The following is a 16,362-nucleotide window of genomic DNA, read 5'->3' as shown; positions in this document are numbered from 1 at the left end:
CGAGGCCTGCCAGCTCCACCACAACAGATCAGCTGGCGGCCTTCAGGATCCCGACCATGAAGTCCCCGTTCAGAGCTTCCCTCCTCCTGTCCGCATCAGCCTCGGTGCTGCTCGGACTGGGCCATGTTGCCAGTGCGCAGACCCCTCCGCCTGGAGCCGAGGGCACCACCACCTTGCCAAAAATCGAGGTCATCGAACCCAAGCACGCGCAGCCGCCGCGGCGCCCGAAGAAGCGCGTCGTTACCACGCGACGCGCGGCGCCGCCGCCGGCGGCTCCCCCGCCTACCGAGGCGCAGGTGGTGACGAGCACCAACGAGAAGTTCGACGCGGCACGCCAAAACGTTGTCGCCCCGGTCGGCGCCAACGCGCATCGGGTCAATCACCAGGCGATCGAGGCGATGCCGCAAGGGGCGGACGCGCCGATCGACAAGGTGCTGCTGCAGTTCCCCGGCGTGACGCAGGACTCCGCGGCCAGCGGCGAACTGCATGTTCGCAACGAACACGCCAACGTTCAGTATCGCATCAACGGCATCATGCTGCCCGACGGCGTCGGCGCCTTCGGCCAGATCCTCGATACCGGGATCGTGGGCAGTCTTGCCTTGCTCACCGGCGCACTGCCGGCGCAGTTCGGCTTCCGCACCGCTGGCGTGGTCGACATCCAGACCAAGGCCGATGCCTTCAACAATACGGGCAAGGTCGGCGTCTATGGCGGCAGCCACGGCACGATCACACCGAGCTTCGAATATGGCGGGACGGTCGGGCAGACCCAGTATTTCGTCTCGGGACGCTATTTCCAAAGCAGTGTCGGCATCGAGAATCCAACGCCGTCCTACAACGCGATCCACGACAACACGTCGCAGGAGAAGGGATTCCTCTATCTCTCGACGGTGATCGACCCAACCAGCCGCCTGACCTATATGGGCGGCGTCTCCAACAGCACCTACCAGATCCCGAACAATCCGGGGCAGACGCCGAACTTCACGGCCTTCGGCACGTCGGATTTCGATTCCTCGAAGCTCAACGAACGCCAGACCGAGTTCAACCAGTTCAACGTCGTGGCGTATCAGAAGTCATTCGAGGACATCGACATGCAGCTGTCCTACTTCAACCGCTACAGCCAGCTGCACTTCTACCCCGACACGGTCGGCGATCTGGTGTTCAACGGCGTCGCCTCCGACGTCTATCGCCAGAGCTTCGTCAACGGCATCCAGGAAGATACCGCATGGCGCGTCGGCTACGCCCATACGCTGAGGTTCGGCTTCTCGGTCTCCTCCGAGCGGTCCCTGGTCAACAACTTCTCGACCATTCTGCCTTTGGTCGATCCGACGGATCCGAGCGCGGGCACGATCGACGCGCCGTACTCGATCTTCGATTCGAACGCCAAGACCGGCTGGCTGATCGGCACCTATCTGCAGGACGAATGGCGGATCACCAACCAGCTGACCCTCAATGCCGGCCTGCGCTTCGACCAGATGTATCAATATGTCGATGCCAACCAGCTCAGCCCGCGCATCAATCTGACCTGGAAGCCGTACGACGGAACGACGTTCCATGCCGGTTATGCGCGCAACTTCACGCCGCCAACCCAGGTCATCGCCGCTCCCGTCAATCTCGCCCTGGTGCAGGGTTCGTCGCAGCAGCCGGAGATCAACAAGAGCAGCCCGGTGCTGCCGGAGCGGTCCCATGTCTTCGACGTCGGCGTCGACCAGAAGATCTACGCAATCCCGGGCCTCGAGGTCGGCGTCGATGGCTACTACAAGATCGCGCGCGACCTGCTCGATGACGGCCAGTTCGGCGCCGCCTATGTGCTGACCGGATTCAACTACGATCGCGGCGAGAACGTCGGCGTCGAGCTCAAGGCCAAGTACACCAACGGCAATTTCAGCGCCTACGGCAACGTCGCATGGGCCAAGCAGATCGCCACCAACGTGGTGTCGAACCAATATCTGTTCGAGCAGGACGAGCTGAACTACATCGCCACACATTACATTTACACGGACCACGCCCAGACCTGGACGGCCTCCGCCGGCGCGTCATACCTGTGGAACGGCACGCGCTTCTCTGCCTCGATGATCTACGGCAGCGGCCTGCGCTCGGGCTTTGCCAACACCGATCACTTGCCGGGCTATACCCAGGTCAATCTCGGTCTGTCGCACGACTTCAACATCGTCGCGCCGAACAAGCCGACCACGATCCGCTTCGACGTCGTCAACCTGTTCGATACGATCTACCAGATCAGGGACGGCTCGGGCATCGGCGTGTTCGCCCCGCAATATGGGCCGCGTCGCGGCTTCTACGTCGGCATTTCACAGAAGCTGTGACGACAACACGGTGCGTGGCGCTGACGCGCCATGTGCCGGCCGGGGCGATGCAACGCGCTGAAGCAGCCAAATCCCTCCTGCCGTTCACGGCGGGAGAGAATGCCTTGGACGATGCGAGTCGTCAGTGACCGACGACGACTTCGCTGATCTGGATCACCGGCTGCAGATCGGTGTAGTTCGGGATGTCGCCCATGATCTCCTTCACATGCGGCCCGAAACCGGCCTGGAAGTCCTCGACCGAGTCGCAGAAGATGTGGCACATTCCGACATAGGTGGCTGGCGCGCCGGGCGCGCCGCCGGCGAGACCTTTGTCGATCGTATAGTACTTGCACTTGTCGCCGAGGCGCGCCTTCACCAGCGGCATGTGCTTGTCCCGATAGTAGTCGTGATCGAAACGCGCGCCGGGATTGTTTGGATACATCACACTGACCTTGATCATCGCGCGCTCCCTTTGACATGACATGTGCCGGCTATGGTCCGGCGCTTGACGTCAACTGTGCTTCAGTTCTGTCGGGTGCGCAACTGTTCCGGCGGCGACGCAAGGAGGCTAAAATGCCTTGCTCCAATCCGGCTGGATCGGCCCGGACACGCCCTCGAAGGCGCCATCGACCAGTTCCAGGACAAGCAGACGGCTGTAATCGACCGGGCCGGGCATGGTTGCCCGTCCCTTTGGGATCGGCTTGAAGCCGACACGTGCATAATAGGCCTCGTCGCCGACCAGCACGATGAGCCGGTGGCCTTTCGCGCGAGCATCGTTGATCGCGCGCTCGAGCAGCGCGCGGCCGACGCCGCGGCTGCGGAACGGCGGCTCGACGGTCAGCGGTCCGAGCATCAGCGCAGGCGTGTCGCCGATGCAGATCGGCAGCTGCCGCACCGACCCGACCAGCAGCGTGCCGATCCGCGCCGTGAAGGAGACATCGAGCAGATGATCGACATGTTCGCGCAGCCGGTAGGCGCTGAGAACGAAGCGGCCGGGCCCGAAGGTACGCTCATGCAGGCGCTCGATCGCCTGGGCGTCTTTCGGGGTCTCGGGCAGGATGGTCAGGGACAGCTCGGTCATTGTGGAGCGCGGGATAGCATCTGATGCGCGTGCGGTCCATCGCCCTGCCGGCGCGAGCCGCGGCTTTCTGGTCGCGGCAGGAGCGATATCCGCCTGCTTCCGGTCTCGCCGCAGTCACCGCCATGTGACCGTCAACGGCCTGCCCTCGAGCACCTCCGCGATCCGCAATCGTGTGCCGGGCGTGGTGCCGTCAGGCAGCGCAGCCGGATCGAAGAAACCGCAGGCCACGATCTCGCGATTCGGCTCCGGCAGCCGGTCCTGCCGATAATCTCTGATAACATAGACCGCGACGTGATCGCGGCGGGAGACGTGGCTGTTGAAGAAGATGCCGTGCAGCGCCGGCTCGCCGGCGAACTCGATCCGCCCCTCCTCGACCAGCTCGCGCCGCAGCGCCTCCAGGAAGCTCTCGCCGACCTCGACCCCGCCGCCCGGCAGATACCAGCCGTGAACGTAGCTGTGCTTGACCAGGAACACCTTGTTGTCGGCGTCCAGCACGACGGCGCGGACGCCCAGCGTCATGCCGCGGACCAGCCGCCAGTAGAAGTGAAACACCCGCCTGAGCTGCGGCTCGAAGCGCTTGCGTAGGCCCGGCAGGTCCGTCACTGAACCCTCGACATCATGGTGTTTGATCCTTGCGCGGACGCGGTCCGCTTGCCAATACAGAGCAGGATTTTCGGGATAGCACGACATGACCGGTTGCCGGCCACCTTTCACAGGCAATCCGAACGGGACCGAATGATGGCGGCGTTCCGGCTCGCGCACCTGTCCGACCCGCATCTGCCGCCATTGCCGGCGGCACGGCTGCGCGATCTCGCCGGCAAGCGCGCCTTCGGCTATCTCAACTGGACACGCAACCGTCACAAATATCACCGCCGCGACGTGCTCGACACGCTGGTGTCGGACATGCAGGCGCAGCAGCCGGACCATGTCGCCGTGACCGGCGACCTTGTCAACCTGGCGCTGGACGCCGAGTTCAATCCGGCGCGGGAATGGCTCGAGGGCGTCGGCCGCCCCGCCGACGTGACCGTGGTCCCCGGCAACCACGACGCCTATGTGCGCGCGACCCGGCATCGCTTCGCCCACATCTTCAGCGATTACCTTCGCGGCGATACCGCCGACGTACCGGTGAGCTTCCCCTTCGTGCGCCGGCGTGGACCAGTGGCGCTGATCGGCGTCTCCTCGGCGGTGCCGACGCCACCACTGATGGCGACTGGCTGGCTCGGCCACCCGCAGCTTGCCGCGCTGGACACGATCCTCGCGCAACTGTCGAGGGACGATGCCTTCCGCGTCCTGCTGGTGCATCACCCGCTGCACTCCGACGGACGCGCGAAGCGGTTGACCGACTCGCATCAGCTGCTGGCGCTGCTCAAGCGGCACGGCGTCGAGCTGGTCCTGCACGGCCACGACCACATTCATTCGACGATGTGGTTTGACGGTCCCGACTGGAAGATCCCGGCGATCGGCGTGCCCTCGGCATCGGCGCTGGCGCGCGCGCACTATCCGGCCGCGGCCTACAACCTGTTTTCGATCGAGCGCAACGGCAATGCGTGGCGCTGCGAGCAGACCGTGCGCGGCCTCGACGGCGAGCGGCGTGTCGTGGAACTCTCGACCGCGCGGCTGATCTAGAAGTCGCGCAGGCTCGAGAACAGCGCGAAACCGAACAGCGTGAGCGCGCCGATGATGAAGCCGAGCACGAACACGCCGAACCTGCCGCGCCGCTTCGGCGCCGGCAGGGGCGGCGGCGCCGGCGGCTTGGCAACGGGAAGCGGCGTTGCGACCATCGCGTGCTCGCGCTCGATCAGGCGCCGCGCCACATAGTCGGTGACAGCATCGACGATCGCGGGCACGTCGTGCGATTCGGCGAGCACGATGCGGCCAAACCTCGTGTCCTGCACGAAGCGGTAGATGCGCTTGTCGCGGCCCATCAGGATGTGCGCGACGACATCGATCCACAGCCGCGGCGTCTCGCCCTGGCTGATGCCGCGGTCGAACAGGTCGACCTTCTCCGGCACCTGGGCGAACAGCGGATCGAGTGCGTCGTTGAGAATCTCGAGCCGCGCCACCTCGGCATCGCGCAGCTCGACCACGACGCCGGTGCGGTCGGCCGCCTCGATCCGCGCCCGCCGCAAGGCCTCACGCAGCGTCGGCCGCAGCTCGCGCGCCTCATTGCCGGTGTTCTGGAGGTCAGACATGCCTCGCGGCCTCATGGTGACGGGTTTTCGTAACCGTTAACCTACCAGCAACCATGCCGTCCGCAAAGGCTGTTTGTTCCCAAGGGGTTACGCAGCCACTTATCCCCAGACCAAAGCCAAGACAGCTGTCCTGAAAGCGGACAACCCCACCCGGATGAACCGGATGGGGCCGCCGTCCTTGGACGTTTCTTGATTGGATAAGACGGCCGTCAGGCCGAGACCCGCGACGGCTCCTCGACGATCGAGAAGCGCACGCCGGCCTTGTGGCGATGCTCTTCGGAGACCTCGCGCCAGCAGTCCTCTGCTTCCTTGCGGGTCTTGAACGGGCCTTTGACCTGGGCGGAGCCTTCCACCAGCTTGTGGAAGTTCATCGAGCCGAACTCGCCGCCGATCACCCAGAAATTGCTGCCTTTGGTCATTGTCAGTCTCCTCTGAAAAATCCGGCCGTCTTTACTCGGCCGCCTGAACCGTGATCTTCGAACCGTGCGACTTGAACTGCGCGGCCTCGGTCGAATCGTGAAGCGCCGTGGTCGAGGACTGGCCACCGGAGATGGTGGTCGAGACCAGGTCGAAGTAGCCGGTGCCGACCTCGCGCTGGTGGCGCGTCGCCGAATAACCGTGCTGCTCCGAGGCGAACTCGGCCTGCTGCAACCGGGAATACGCCGCCATGCCTTCGGTCTTGTAGCCGCGGGCCAGCTCGAACATGCCGTGATTGAGCGAGTGGAAGCCCGCCAGCGTCACAAACTGGAATTTGTAGCCCATCGCGCCGATCTCGCGCTGGAACTTGGCGATCGTGTCCTTGTCGATGTTGGCTTCCCAGTTGAACGAGGGCGAGCAGTTATAGGCCAGCATCTTGTTCGGATACTCCTTGCGCACCGCTTCCGCGAAGCGCTTGGCGTCGTCGAGATTGGGCGTCGAGGTTTCCCACCACAACAGGTCGGCATATTTGGCGAACGACAGCCCGCGCTTGATGCAGTGATCGACGCCCGTGCCGGGCTTCAGGCGATAGAAACCTTCCGCGGTCCGCTCACCGGTGATGAACTCGCGATCGCGCTCGTCGACGTCGGAGGTGATCAACTTCGCGCTCTCGGCATCGGTGCGCGCCATCACGAAGGTCGGCGTGCCGCAGACGTCGGCGGCGAGACGCGCAGCGATCAGGTTGCGCTCATGCGCCGCGGTCGGGATCAGCACCTTGCCGCCCATGTGGCCGCACTTCTTTTCCGAGGCGAGTTGGTCCTCGAAGTGAACGCCGGCCGCGCCCGCCTCGATATAGGCCTTCATGATCTCGAACGAGTTCAACGGACCGCCGAAGCCCGCTTCCGCGTCGGCGACGATCGGCAGGAACCAGTCGATCTTGGCGCCGCCTTCGGCGTGCTCGATCTGGTCGGCGCGCTGCAGCGCGCGGTTGATGCGTCGGCAGAGCTCGGGGCCGGCATTGGCCGGATAGAGGCTCTGGTCCGGATACATCGCGCCCGCGGTGTTGGCGTCGGCCGCCACCTGCCAGCCTGAGAGATAGATCGCCGGCAGACCGGCACGGGCCTGCTGCATCGCCTGGTTGCCGGTCACGGCACCGAGCGAGTGCACATACGGCATCGTGTGCAGTGAATCCCACAGACGATTGGCGGCGCGCTCCGCGAGCGTATAGGCGATCGGGAAGGAGCCACGCAGCTTCTCCACCTCAGCCGGAGTGTAGGGACGCTGGATGCCGTCGAAACGGCCCTTCGGCGCATTCGGGACCAGCTGTTCAAAGGTCTTCGCCATCTGTCTTCTCCAATCGACATTCTTGACAGTGCATTGCGAAACGCGTCTCAGGAGATAAACGCGAAAAGAAGAAGTTCGTATATACTCCTTGTTTTTGAATGGTGATGTCATGTAACATATGAACTTGTAACAAATGTCGATTTGTAAATTTTGTCACAATAAGGGTCAGGAAGGCTGCCATGCCTGCGCTCTTTTCTCCCTCTCCCCGTACTTACGGGGCCGGGACGAGCGAAGCTCGCCCTGTGAGGGTTGGGGTGAGGGGCCTCCATCCGCGAGCGATAAACGCGGATGGACCTGTACCCCTCACCCGGATCGCATCTGGCGATGCCGATCCGACCTCTCCCCGCAGGCGGGGCGAGGTGATCCGAGTTCACCCCCACAGCCTGGGAGCCGTTGATGCCCGCTGAGTCCGGAAAGAAACTCTTCGTCGGCCCCCGCTTCCGGCGGATCCGCCAGCAACTCGGGCTGTCGCAGACCCAGATCGCCGAGGGGCTCGGCATTTCGCCCTCCTACATCAACCTGATCGAGCGCAATCAGCGTCCGGTCACGGCGCAGATCCTGCTGCGGCTGGCCGAGACCTACGACCTCGACCTGCGCGACCTCGCCACCGCCGACGAGGATCGCTTCTTCGCGGAACTGAACGAGATCTTCTCCGACCCCCTGTTCCGCCAGATCGACCTGCCGAAACAGGAACTGCGCGACCTCGCCGAGCTCTGCCCCGGCGTGACGCATGCGCTCCAGCGGCTCTATGCGGCCTACACCGAGGCGCGCCGCGGCGAGACGCTGGTCGCCGCGCAGATGGCCGACCGCGAGGGCTCGCAGTTCGAGGCCAACCCGATCGAGCGCATCCGCGACCTGATCGAGGCCAACCGCAATTATTTTCCGGAGCTCGAGACCGCGGCGGAAAACCTGCGCGACGAGATCAACGTGCCGGCCGAAGACCTGTTCGCCGCGCTCACCGCGCGCCTGCGCGAGAAGCATTCGATCGTCACCCGCATCATGCCGGTCGACGTGATGCGCGAGACGTTGCGCCGCTTCGATCGCCATCGCCGGCAGCTCTTGATCTCCGAGCTCGTCGACGGCCCGGGCCGCAGCTTCCAGCTCGCGCTGCAGCTCGGCTTTGCCGAATGCGGCGCGAGCATCGATGCGATCGTCGGCCGCGCCGGCCCGCTCGACGACACCGCGCGCAGGCTCTACCGCATTACCCTCGCCAATTATTTCGCGGCCGCCGCGATGATGCCGTATCAGGCGTTTCACTCCGCGGCCGAGGCGCTCAGCTACGACGTCCATGTGCTGGCGCAGCGCTTCAACGCCGGTTTCGAGCAGGTCTGCCACCGCCTCACCACCTTGCAGCGGCCGAACGCGCGCGGCGTGCCGTTCTTCATGCTGCGCGTCGACAATGCCGGCAATGTCTCGAAGCGCTTCTCCTCGGGCACCTTCCCGTTCTCGAAATTCGGCGGCACCTGCCCGCTCTGGAACGTGCATTCGACCTTCGACATGCCCGACCGCCTGCTGAGCCAGGTGATCGAATTGCCCGACGGCACGCGCTATTTCTCGATCGCGCAGATGGTGCGCCGGCCGGTCGCCCCCTATCCGCAGCCGCAGCCGCGCTTTGCGATCGGATTGGGATGCGAAATCCGCCATGCGTCGAAGCTCGTCTACGCCGCCGGCATGGATCTCGAGAAGGTCGAGGGCACGCCGATCGGCGTCAACTGCCGGCTCTGCGAGCGCGAGAACTGCAGCCAGCGCGCCGAGCCGCCGATCACGCGCAGCCTGATCCTGGACGAAACCACGCGACGGGTGTCGTCGTTCGCATTCTCGAACGCGCGGGAGCTCTAGTTTGATCCTCCCCTGGAGGGGTGAGATCAATCCACCGCCGCAAACGCCTTGCACCAGCCGTCCTTGCTGATCTCGCCGTCCACGACCTTGCAAGCATTCGGCGCCACGAACAGCGTGCACAGGCCGCAGGAGTAGATGCCGTTCGGCGTGTCCTGATAGGCGGCTTGCGGCTTGGTCATCTTGTCGGAGGCTGCGGCGGTTCGGCATAACATCGTCGTGGGGATCGCGACGATCGCCGCAACGATCTCGCGTCGAGAACGGCGCCCTTGTTGCTCGGTCATTGCGCCTCCATCTGCTGCCGCTCGCAATTGTAGCGGTCATTGCGCGCGAAGCGAAGCAATCCATTCCGCAACTTGCCGCGACAATGGATTGCCGCGGCGCTACGCGCCGCGCAATGACGGGGACAGCTCCGAGTTCACATTTCAAACACCGCGCTGTCATGCCCCGCACATGCGGCGTATCCAGTACGCCGCGCTCTCGGTTCAATCACCGGCATCTCTGGAATACTGGATCGCCCGCTTTCGCGGGCGATGACAACTGAAGGATACGGATTCGCATTCTCGCGACATGAAACTGTCCGAGCTTTGCATCTCGTTCCGCCCTCTCTTGATCAGAGGGCGCAGGGAAAGCCGGGTGCCGATCGCACCCATGGGTCCCGTGCAAATGGAAAGCACGGGAGGTAGGACCACAGGTGAAACCGGAAAACACTCCGGCTTTCCCTGCGCGATGGTTTTACGGCTTATACGTGCTCTCCCCGGCGAGACTGGGCTTTGTTGTCACCGTCACCAGCGAGAGAATTTGACTCTCCTGCTGATGAGACACCTGCCGCTAGGGCGTCAGGCCTGCACGACTTCACCGTCCGCCTTGCATGTGCTCGTCAGTCACACGCTCGGCGTCCACCGCATCCCGACCCAGCACTCGTGACGATCGCGAAGCGCCCCTCAAGCGGGTGAGACGGGCCATTCATACACTGAGTTGCATTTCTGGAAAACAGAAATATTTTTGCGTGAGGGGCTTGCGCCGTCGGGCAACTCAGTGATTGGCGCGTTAAGGACGCACTGGCAGATGAGTTCCCTCTCCCCTTGCGGGAGAGGGTTAGGGAGAGGGGTGCCACACGACGTGCGGTCTCCGTATTCGTCACAACGATAGCCAAAACGAAATTGCGCGGACGATGGCGCATCAATCAGCTCAGCTCGCGGCTTACCCCTCTCCCCGCCCCTCCCCCGCAAGGGGGGAGGGAGCCTGAGCAGTGTGCTCACCTTACCGTCAATCCGGGCTCGCGCTGCTTGCGCCACGGAAGGACGTGGAGAGAGACCCCGCAAACCGCCGGCTCACGCCGGAGTGGTGACGGTTTCCCTGCCCGCTTGACCTTGCCCCTGCGGCTGCCTCCATAAGGGCAGCGGTCAGACGATGCGAGGTGATTCGATGAATGCTGCCGCAAGATTCCTGAGCCCGTCCGAAGCTGCGAGGCAGCTCGGCATTTCCGCAAAGGCGCTGCGCCTCTACGAGGAGCGCGGCCTGATCGCCCCTCACCGCACGCCGGCGGGATGGCGCGCCTATGGCCCGGCCGAGATCGCCCGCTGCACCGAGATCGTCGAGTTGCGCGCGCTCGGTCTCAGCATCAGCGAGGTGGCGCGGATCCTGAAAGGCGATGCCGACATCCTCACGCGCGTGCTGACCGCGCACGAGGCCGCGCTGGAGGAGCGCATTCGTCAATCCGGCAGCAGCATCGTCAAGGTTCGCCGCCTGCGCGGCGAGCTTGGCCGCGGCAAGCTGCCGGCCACGCGCGACGTCATTGGCGCGGTCAGGGCGCGGCCGGCCGTCAGCGTTGCGTTCGATCTGCCCTGGCCGTGGGGCGGCGAACGCTTCGAGCTGCGCGACATCAGGCTGCTGAACTACATCGTCGGGCCGCTCGGCAGCGGCAAGACACGCTTCGCGCAGCGTCTGGCGGAAGCGCTGCCCGATGCCGCTTTCGTGGGACTGGACCGTGCGGCAGACGGCGGTGCCGCAATTGCCGCACGCCTCGATGCCGACGCGGCCCTGAAGGCGAAGGTCGACGAGATCCTGGCCTCGCTCGCGGATGACGGCGCCGTGACATCGCCGGCACTGACCGCCCTGCTCGTCATGCTGCTGGCGGACGGCCCTGCGATGTTCGTGATCGACTTGCTGGAACAGGGGCTCGACGCGCCCACCCAGGAAGCCCTGATCGCCTATCTGCGCCGCCGCGGGCCATGCGCGCGGCCGCTGTTCTTCCTCACGCGGTCCAACGCGATCCTGGATCTCGATGCGGTCGGCGCGGACGAGACGATCATCCTTTGCCCCGCCAATCACAGCCTGCCGACCTGCGTCACGCCGGTCGCCGGCGCCCCCGGCTGCGAAGCGGTCGCGACCTGCCTCGCCTCGCCGGAGGTCCGCGCACGCACCGAGGGGGTGATCGCATGGCGGCCGGCCTGACCACTTCAGGTTTCGTTTTCAACAATATGCGACCTTAACGCCAGGTTCCGGTCGGATATATCGCTGGAAGTGTGCTATAAACCCGCCAAATGAGCGAGCTCCCCCGCACCCAGGCCTTGCGCTGCTTCATCACCGTTGCCCGTGAAGGCACCGTGTCGCGCGCGGCGTCGGTGCTGAAGCTGACCCAGCCGGCCGTCAGCCTGCAACTGAAGGCGCTGGAGGAAAGCACCGGCCTGCAGCTTTTCAACCGCACCCCGGGCGGCTTCACCCTGACGGAAGCCGGCGTCGCGCTGCTGCCCCTGGCGCACAAGGCCGTGGCTGCGGCCTCCGACTTCAAGGCGACGGCGGACTCGCTGAAGGAGACCCAGCGCGGAACGCTCCGCGTCGGCACCATCCTCGATGCCGAATTCACCAGGCTCGGACCGTTCGTGCGCACCCTCGCCACCTCGGCGCAGCGGACCGAGGTGTTCTTGCGCCATGGCGTGAGCGACGACGTGCTGGCGCAGATCGGCCGCAGCGAGCTCGACGTCGGCTACTATGTCGACGCGACGCCGGCGGACCAGATCGCAGGCCACAGGTTCGCCGAGCGCACCATCGCCGATGGACGCTACCAGCTGGCGCCGCTGCTCTGCTACGACTACCGCGTCATCGCGCCGATCGGCTGGAGCGACCGGGTGATGGGCAAGGACTGGGCGGAGCTCGCCCGCCTGCCCTGGCTCGCGACACCGACGCATTCCGGCCACCGCCGGCTGCTCGACGACATCTTCCGCCCGCTCGGCGCATTGCCGAAACGTGTCGCCTATACCGATCAGGAAGAGGCGATGATCGACTTCGTCGAGTCAGGCATCTGCCTCAGCCTCGCGCGCGACAGCGTGCTCGCGCCGCGACTGTCGCGCCCACACAAGTTCGTGGTCGCAGACAAGGTGAAGCTCACCTGCGACTTGAGCTTCGCCTGCCTCGCCGCACGGCGCCAGGAACCCGCGATCGCGCGCGCCTTCACCGTCGTGCGGGCGCTGTGGAATATCAAGCCCACGATCGCGGGCGCCGGCCCGTCACGCTCGCGAAAGGTGGCGAAGAACGTGTAGCCGAGCGCGCCCGCGCCGATCCGGTCGTGGAACATTGCTGGACCCCTCCTTGCAGACCGGCTAGGCTAGGATCGGCTCGACCGCACCGGGACGCTAACGAAGCATGCCGGGTTTGAAGCTCAAGTATCTCTTGCTTCTCGCGCTATTGGCGTTCGCCGCCATCTCGTGGGCCCTCACATATTTTTTGCCAGCGCCGCCGTCGACGGTGACGATCGCCACCGCCTTCAAAGGCGGCAGCTTCGACTATTACGGCCGACGATACCGGGAAAGATTTGCGCTCGCCAACGTGGACCTGAAGCTGCGCGCGAGTGAAGGCGCGCTCGAGAACCTGAAGCTCCTGGAGGATCCCGGCTCTGGAGTTCAGATCGCTTTCGTCACGGGCGGCGTTGCGGAGCCCGACACGCTTTCCGGCATTCTCTCGCTCGGCACTATCGATTACCTGCCGATCTGGTTGTTCTACGTCTCCGGCGAGCGCCTTGAGAATCTGTCACAACTCAGGGGGAAGCGCATCGCCGTGGGGCCTGTCGGAAGCGGCACCCGGTTCAGCGCCGAGAAAATACTCGGCAAAGGCGGCGTCAGTGCGGAAAACGCGACTTTCCTTTCATTGGCAGGGGATAAAGCCGCGCAGGCGCTGCGGGTCGGCGAAGTTGACGTCGTGTGGATACTCGGTTCTCCGAACGCGTCGGCTGTGCAATCGATGCTGCGCGATCCGAACGTCCGGCTCATGAGCTTTCCCATGGCGGAAGCGTTCACCCGCGTAATTCCAAGCCTCGTACGACTGGACCTTCCGGAAGGCGTCATCGACCTCGCAGGGAATATTCCGGCTCATGACGTTCAGCTCGTCGCGACAACCATGAGTGTGCTGGTCCGCAGCGATCTGCATCCGGAAATAGTCGCTCTTCTTCTCAAGACCATGCAGGAGATACACAGAACGCCCGGCATATTTCAACGCGCCGACCAGTTTCCGATGCCGACTGACCCGGACTTTCCAGTTGCCGCGGCCGCCGTGGATTTTTACAAGAACGGACCCTCTTTTCTGCAGAGGCATCTGCCCCTCTGGCTGACCGTTCACGCGCAGAGAGCGATCGCTGTGCTCGTGACCGCAATCGCGATCGGGTTGCCTCTATTCCGATATCTGCCCGCCGCATATGACTGGCATATCCGGAGACGCCTGCTCTACTGGTACAGCCAGCTCAAGACGCTGGAAGCCTCCATCGAAGATGGAGACCAAAGCAGCAAGGACCTGGATGCCAAACGAGCGGCGATGGACAAGATCGAAGAAGCGGTTAGCCACACCCGTTTTCCCCTTGGCTTCGCAAACCAGGTCTATGATCTGCGGGGACACATCGACATTGTGCGGCGCCGATTGGCCGCACAAGCGGGCGCACCGAACAACCAACAGATGGGGAAGCCTGTCCGCGCGTCTCGGCTTTCCGATGCAGGCTGACGGTCGCCCACGGCTTCGGCAGGCCGGCCAACGTTTGCGAAGCTGTGGCTGGTCAGACCGAAAATCAACTCGTCGAGCTCGGAGCGCTCGACCTTGTGGTGTTCATGGATGAGCCGAGACCTAGGCTGCTTCTACCAGCGGCCTCGTTATCTCCGCCATTGTGGGCACCAGCGATGGAGCATCACAATCCTGCCCGGAGAACCGGTCCATGAGTTCTCGCAGCCTTGGCGGCAAATCGGCGTAATCGCCTCGCAAAGCATAGCGTAGCCTCTCGCCGATCTCTTCGCAGATGGTGCGGGCGTTCAGAAGGCAGGTATCGAGGCTGTCGATCAGCCAGCCCGATTAGGGCCAAAAGGCGACATCCAGTCCTCGCCCATCACGGGGAAGACCCTGCTGAAGAATTTTTTGACCGCTTGTTTGGCTTCTCGGGTCGCGACCGGGTCGTGGCCGATGTGCACGCCGTGAATGACGCAGGGCGAACGGCTGCCTGGTCTCTGTATTTATGAGAAGCCCATCAGCCTACTCTTGGATTTTGCAATTGCGCACGCTCTGGAAGTCGGATTGCATTGCTGCCGGCTGCGGGCCGAGCGGGTTGTCGAATGCGTGCGAGGCGTTTGGATATTCGGTTAGTTGAACATCTGCGCCGGCGGCTCGCAGCCGCTCGAGGTATGCCTTGCTGGCTGCAATCGGGTTAGAACCGCCGAACGAGTTAGCAATGTGTCGACCGAATGACCGCTTCGGGTCCAAAAGCCTCCGGTAGCGGGCGAACTGATAGACGCCGGCTCGACGCCGACGAGCCGACGTTGCAACGGTCGACCGTCCCCTCAGCAGCCGATTGGAATATGCCGGGTCCGGTCTACCCCTGGCGGCAGACACTAAAGCCCAACATCGAGGTTGAAGCTATGCTCAGAGGAATTCCAACCCCTCGCGGCCTCTAGGGCTTTGGAGAATTGCGGTTGGAAGCTGCGTCCACGTCATAGGGCGTCGCGCTATGCCGGAGCCCAAACTTTCTGATCACAGCCAGCCGATCAAGTAGCCCGTCACTGAGCCTAAGAGCGCCGAAAGAAGGTGGCGAGCCAGGGGTCGGCGATAAACTGCCTGAAGAGCTTTCCGGCAAGCATATCCATCAGGCCAAAGAAAATGAAGCCGATGCTTGCGAACAAAACCGTGACCGGAATCGTCGACCTTATGAAACTCACGTCCAGTCCGTTCATCTTCAGTACACTTCTCGCTTATGCAGTAAACTTACTAATAGATGATGGCCGTGGGGCTCTAAACTTTATCGAAGTCGGTGGTCCGAAAGTGGCGTGATTTGCGCGACGCCGCCAAGTAAGCGGCTTCATGGACTACCCCGGACGCGCAATCAGTTGATGGTGGGCGTCGATGCCGATCCGGCCACGTTCGAGACCGTGTGGCTGGCCGCCGCTGTTGTAGATCAGAAGGACGGCGTTGGCGTGCGTCGGCATGCTGGGCATCGTCACCGAAACGCTCGCACTGCCATCCGGTTTGGTCGTGAAGCTGTTCGTCTTTCCGGTCCCGTCAACCGGAGTGAAGGAGATCGGTGTCGTGTCGAAGTGGTTTTCGAACAGACTGTAACTCGCGTTCGGCTGCAATCCCTTGAAAGTCGCCTCGAGGGTCACTTTGCCGTCCTGATCAGCGATCGTGACGGTGCCGCTGGCCGAGAGCCAGGACTGCAGATCGAAACCGAGCGGCCTGTGATCAGCGCTGAACAGCTTGGACGTCTTGGCGTCCTGGTCGATCAGGGCCGGGCGGACCCCGGCATCATGCTTGATGCCCTGCGGGCCGGTGGCCGCTTGCGCGGAGGCGTCTTCGACGAAGACTTGCGGATCGATGGCCTTCGGTTGCTTGGTCTCGGCCGAGAAGAAGGCCGCATGCGTGACGAAGGTCATCTTCAAGGGCGACGCCGAGAACCCGTTCTCGACCGAGGTAAGGAGCAATCCGGCGACGGCCGCCAGGACCACGAGGCGTCGATTGAAGTGACTATCCATTTGAATATCCAGTTACCTGTTGCGTGTGGTGTTCGCGGCGCGGGCAGCGGACAACGCCGATCGGGCTCGGAATCCCGAACACAAGTTCGCTCGAACCTGGCTCGATGTTACGTTCGGGTGCCAAATTTAGAACATCGGACGCCTGGAAAGCAGGGCCGAAGCTCGCTTGGACGGTGCCGACGGCGGAAACGTGC

At 63.7% G+C, this 16,362-nt stretch carries 16 protein-coding genes; 6 read left to right on the top strand and 10 right to left on the bottom strand.

The window, feature by feature from the left end; all coding sequences use genetic code 11:
* Positions 1 to 56: 56 nt before the first annotated feature.
* Complete coding sequence (locus tag MTX19_RS08605) at positions 57 to 2,321, top strand: TonB-dependent receptor (protein WP_280983253.1); 2,265 nt, start codon at positions 57 to 59, stop codon at positions 2,319 to 2,321.
* A gap of 121 nt (positions 2,322 to 2,442) precedes the next feature.
* On the opposite strand, the gene MTX19_RS08600 is transcribed toward MTX19_RS08605, so the two are convergent.
* The 3 genes from MTX19_RS08600 to MTX19_RS08590 all read right to left on the bottom strand — a co-directional run bounded on the left by MTX19_RS08600 (position 2,443) and on the right by MTX19_RS08590 (position 3,984).
* Positions 2,443 to 2,760: an EthD family reductase gene (locus tag MTX19_RS08600; protein WP_280976039.1), complete on the bottom strand. Its 318-nt coding sequence runs from the start codon at positions 2,758 to 2,760 to the stop codon at positions 2,443 to 2,445.
* 108 nt (positions 2,761 to 2,868) lie between these two features.
* Positions 2,869 to 3,381: an N-acetyltransferase gene (locus tag MTX19_RS08595; protein WP_280983252.1), complete on the bottom strand. Its 513-nt coding sequence runs from the start codon at positions 3,379 to 3,381 to the stop codon at positions 2,869 to 2,871.
* Between the two features lie 114 nt (positions 3,382 to 3,495).
* Positions 3,496 to 3,984 carry an NUDIX domain-containing protein gene (locus tag MTX19_RS08590; protein WP_280983251.1) on the bottom strand — a complete coding sequence of 163 codons (489 nt, stop codon included), beginning with the start codon at positions 3,982 to 3,984 and terminating at the stop codon, positions 3,496 to 3,498.
* Positions 3,985 to 4,119: 135 nt separating this feature from the next.
* On the opposite strand from MTX19_RS08590, the gene MTX19_RS08585 reads away from it, so the two are divergent.
* Positions 4,120 to 5,007 (top strand): metallophosphoesterase, encoded by an 888-nt coding sequence (locus tag MTX19_RS08585; protein ID WP_280983250.1) that lies wholly within the window; start codon positions 4,120 to 4,122, stop codon positions 5,005 to 5,007.
* Here MTX19_RS08585 and MTX19_RS08580 read toward each other — a convergent pair.
* From MTX19_RS08580 to MTX19_RS08565, 4 genes are all read right to left on the bottom strand, one after another.
* The gene (locus MTX19_RS08580) at positions 5,004 to 5,573 is read right to left on the bottom strand and encodes a hypothetical protein (RefSeq protein ID WP_280983249.1); all 570 of its coding nucleotides are present in this window, start codon (positions 5,571 to 5,573) and stop codon (positions 5,004 to 5,006) included. The genes MTX19_RS08585 and MTX19_RS08580 overlap by 4 nt on opposite strands.
* A gap of 209 nt (positions 5,574 to 5,782) precedes the next feature.
* Positions 5,783 to 5,992, bottom strand: a complete 210-nt coding sequence (locus MTX19_RS08575) for a hypothetical protein (RefSeq protein ID WP_280976033.1) — start codon at positions 5,990 to 5,992, stop codon at positions 5,783 to 5,785.
* Positions 5,993 to 6,023: 31 nt separating this feature from the next.
* Positions 6,024 to 7,334, bottom strand: a complete 1,311-nt coding sequence (gene aceA, locus MTX19_RS08570) for an isocitrate lyase (protein ID WP_280983248.1) — start codon at positions 7,332 to 7,334, stop codon at positions 6,024 to 6,026.
* Positions 7,318 to 7,515 (bottom strand): hypothetical protein, encoded by a 198-nt coding sequence (locus tag MTX19_RS08565; protein ID WP_280983247.1) that lies wholly within the window; start codon positions 7,513 to 7,515, stop codon positions 7,318 to 7,320. The genes aceA and MTX19_RS08565 overlap by 17 nt, the downstream gene beginning before the upstream one ends.
* Before the next feature lie 215 nt (positions 7,516 to 7,730).
* Here MTX19_RS08565 and MTX19_RS08560 point away from each other — a divergent pair, with 215 nt between their 5' ends.
* Positions 7,731 to 9,173 (top strand): short-chain fatty acyl-CoA regulator family protein, encoded by a 1,443-nt coding sequence (locus MTX19_RS08560; protein WP_280976031.1) that lies wholly within the window; start codon positions 7,731 to 7,733, stop codon positions 9,171 to 9,173.
* Positions 9,174 to 9,199: 26 nt separating this feature from the next.
* Here the strand turns inward: MTX19_RS08560 and MTX19_RS08555 are convergent, their stop codons facing one another.
* Entirely contained in the window at positions 9,200 to 9,454 is a 255-nt protein-coding gene (locus tag MTX19_RS08555) for a hypothetical protein (RefSeq protein WP_280983246.1), read from the bottom strand.
* A gap of 1,144 nt (positions 9,455 to 10,598) precedes the next feature.
* On the opposite strand from MTX19_RS08555, the gene MTX19_RS08550 reads away from it, so the two are divergent.
* The 3 genes from MTX19_RS08550 to MTX19_RS08540 all read left to right on the top strand — a co-directional run bounded on the left by MTX19_RS08550 (position 10,599) and on the right by MTX19_RS08540 (position 14,159).
* Positions 10,599 to 11,627: a MerR family transcriptional regulator gene (locus MTX19_RS08550; protein WP_280985926.1), complete on the top strand. Its 1,029-nt coding sequence runs from the start codon at positions 10,599 to 10,601 to the stop codon at positions 11,625 to 11,627.
* An 89-nt stretch (positions 11,628 to 11,716) separates the two neighbouring features.
* Positions 11,717 to 12,712 (top strand): LysR family transcriptional regulator, encoded by a 996-nt coding sequence (locus tag MTX19_RS08545; RefSeq protein ID WP_280983243.1) that lies wholly within the window; start codon positions 11,717 to 11,719, stop codon positions 12,710 to 12,712.
* 103 nt (positions 12,713 to 12,815) lie between these two features.
* On the top strand, positions 12,816 to 14,159 hold the full coding sequence (locus MTX19_RS08540) for a TAXI family TRAP transporter solute-binding subunit (protein WP_280983242.1): 1,344 nt from the start codon (positions 12,816 to 12,818) through the stop codon (positions 14,157 to 14,159).
* A 1,049-nt stretch (positions 14,160 to 15,208) separates the two neighbouring features.
* Here the strand turns inward: MTX19_RS08540 and MTX19_RS08535 are convergent.
* Positions 15,209 to 15,373 (bottom strand): hypothetical protein, encoded by a 165-nt coding sequence (locus tag MTX19_RS08535; protein WP_280983241.1) that lies wholly within the window; start codon positions 15,371 to 15,373, stop codon positions 15,209 to 15,211.
* A gap of 132 nt (positions 15,374 to 15,505) precedes the next feature.
* Positions 15,506 to 16,168, bottom strand: a complete 663-nt coding sequence (locus tag MTX19_RS08530) for a hypothetical protein (protein WP_280983240.1) — start codon at positions 16,166 to 16,168, stop codon at positions 15,506 to 15,508.
* Positions 16,169 to 16,362: the final 194 nt, after the last annotated feature.

The organism is Bradyrhizobium sp. ISRA464, assembly GCF_029910095.1.
Lineage (GTDB): Bacteria > Pseudomonadota > Alphaproteobacteria > Rhizobiales > Xanthobacteraceae > Bradyrhizobium.
Note: the sequence above shows the minus strand (reverse complement) of the source record. Positions and strands in the feature narration are given on the sequence as shown.

Coding starts and splice junctions, on each gene's coding strand:
- MTX19_RS08565 (WP_280983247.1), bottom strand. CDS start 7,515: ATGGCAGCCTTCCTGACCCTTATTGTGACAAAATTTACAAATCGACAT.
- MTX19_RS08595 (WP_280983252.1), bottom strand. CDS start 3,381: ATGACCGAGCTGTCCCTGACCATCCTGCCCGAGACCCCGAAAGACGCC.
- MTX19_RS08555 (WP_280983246.1), bottom strand. CDS start 9,454: ATGACCGAGCAACAAGGGCGCCGTTCTCGACGCGAGATCGTTGCGGCG.
- MTX19_RS08575 (WP_280976033.1), bottom strand. CDS start 5,992: ATGACCAAAGGCAGCAATTTCTGGGTGATCGGCGGCGAGTTCGGCTCG.
- MTX19_RS08580 (WP_280983249.1), bottom strand. CDS start 5,573: ATGTCTGACCTCCAGAACACCGGCAATGAGGCGCGCGAGCTGCGGCCG.
- MTX19_RS08530 (WP_280983240.1), bottom strand. CDS start 16,168: ATGGATAGTCACTTCAATCGACGCCTCGTGGTCCTGGCGGCCGTCGCC.
- MTX19_RS08540 (WP_280983242.1), top strand. CDS start 12,816: ATGCCGGGTTTGAAGCTCAAGTATCTCTTGCTTCTCGCGCTATTGGCG.
- MTX19_RS08535 (WP_280983241.1), bottom strand. CDS start 15,373: ATGAACGGACTGGACGTGAGTTTCATAAGGTCGACGATTCCGGTCACG.
- aceA (WP_280983248.1), bottom strand. CDS start 7,334: ATGGCGAAGACCTTTGAACAGCTGGTCCCGAATGCGCCGAAGGGCCGT.
- MTX19_RS08585 (WP_280983250.1), top strand. CDS start 4,120: ATGGCGGCGTTCCGGCTCGCGCACCTGTCCGACCCGCATCTGCCGCCA.
- MTX19_RS08545 (WP_280983243.1), top strand. CDS start 11,717: ATGAGCGAGCTCCCCCGCACCCAGGCCTTGCGCTGCTTCATCACCGTT.
- MTX19_RS08550 (WP_280985926.1), top strand. CDS start 10,599: ATGAATGCTGCCGCAAGATTCCTGAGCCCGTCCGAAGCTGCGAGGCAG.
- MTX19_RS08600 (WP_280976039.1), bottom strand. CDS start 2,760: ATGATCAAGGTCAGTGTGATGTATCCAAACAATCCCGGCGCGCGTTTC.
- MTX19_RS08605 (WP_280983253.1), top strand. CDS start 57: ATGAAGTCCCCGTTCAGAGCTTCCCTCCTCCTGTCCGCATCAGCCTCG.
- MTX19_RS08560 (WP_280976031.1), top strand. CDS start 7,731: ATGCCCGCTGAGTCCGGAAAGAAACTCTTCGTCGGCCCCCGCTTCCGG.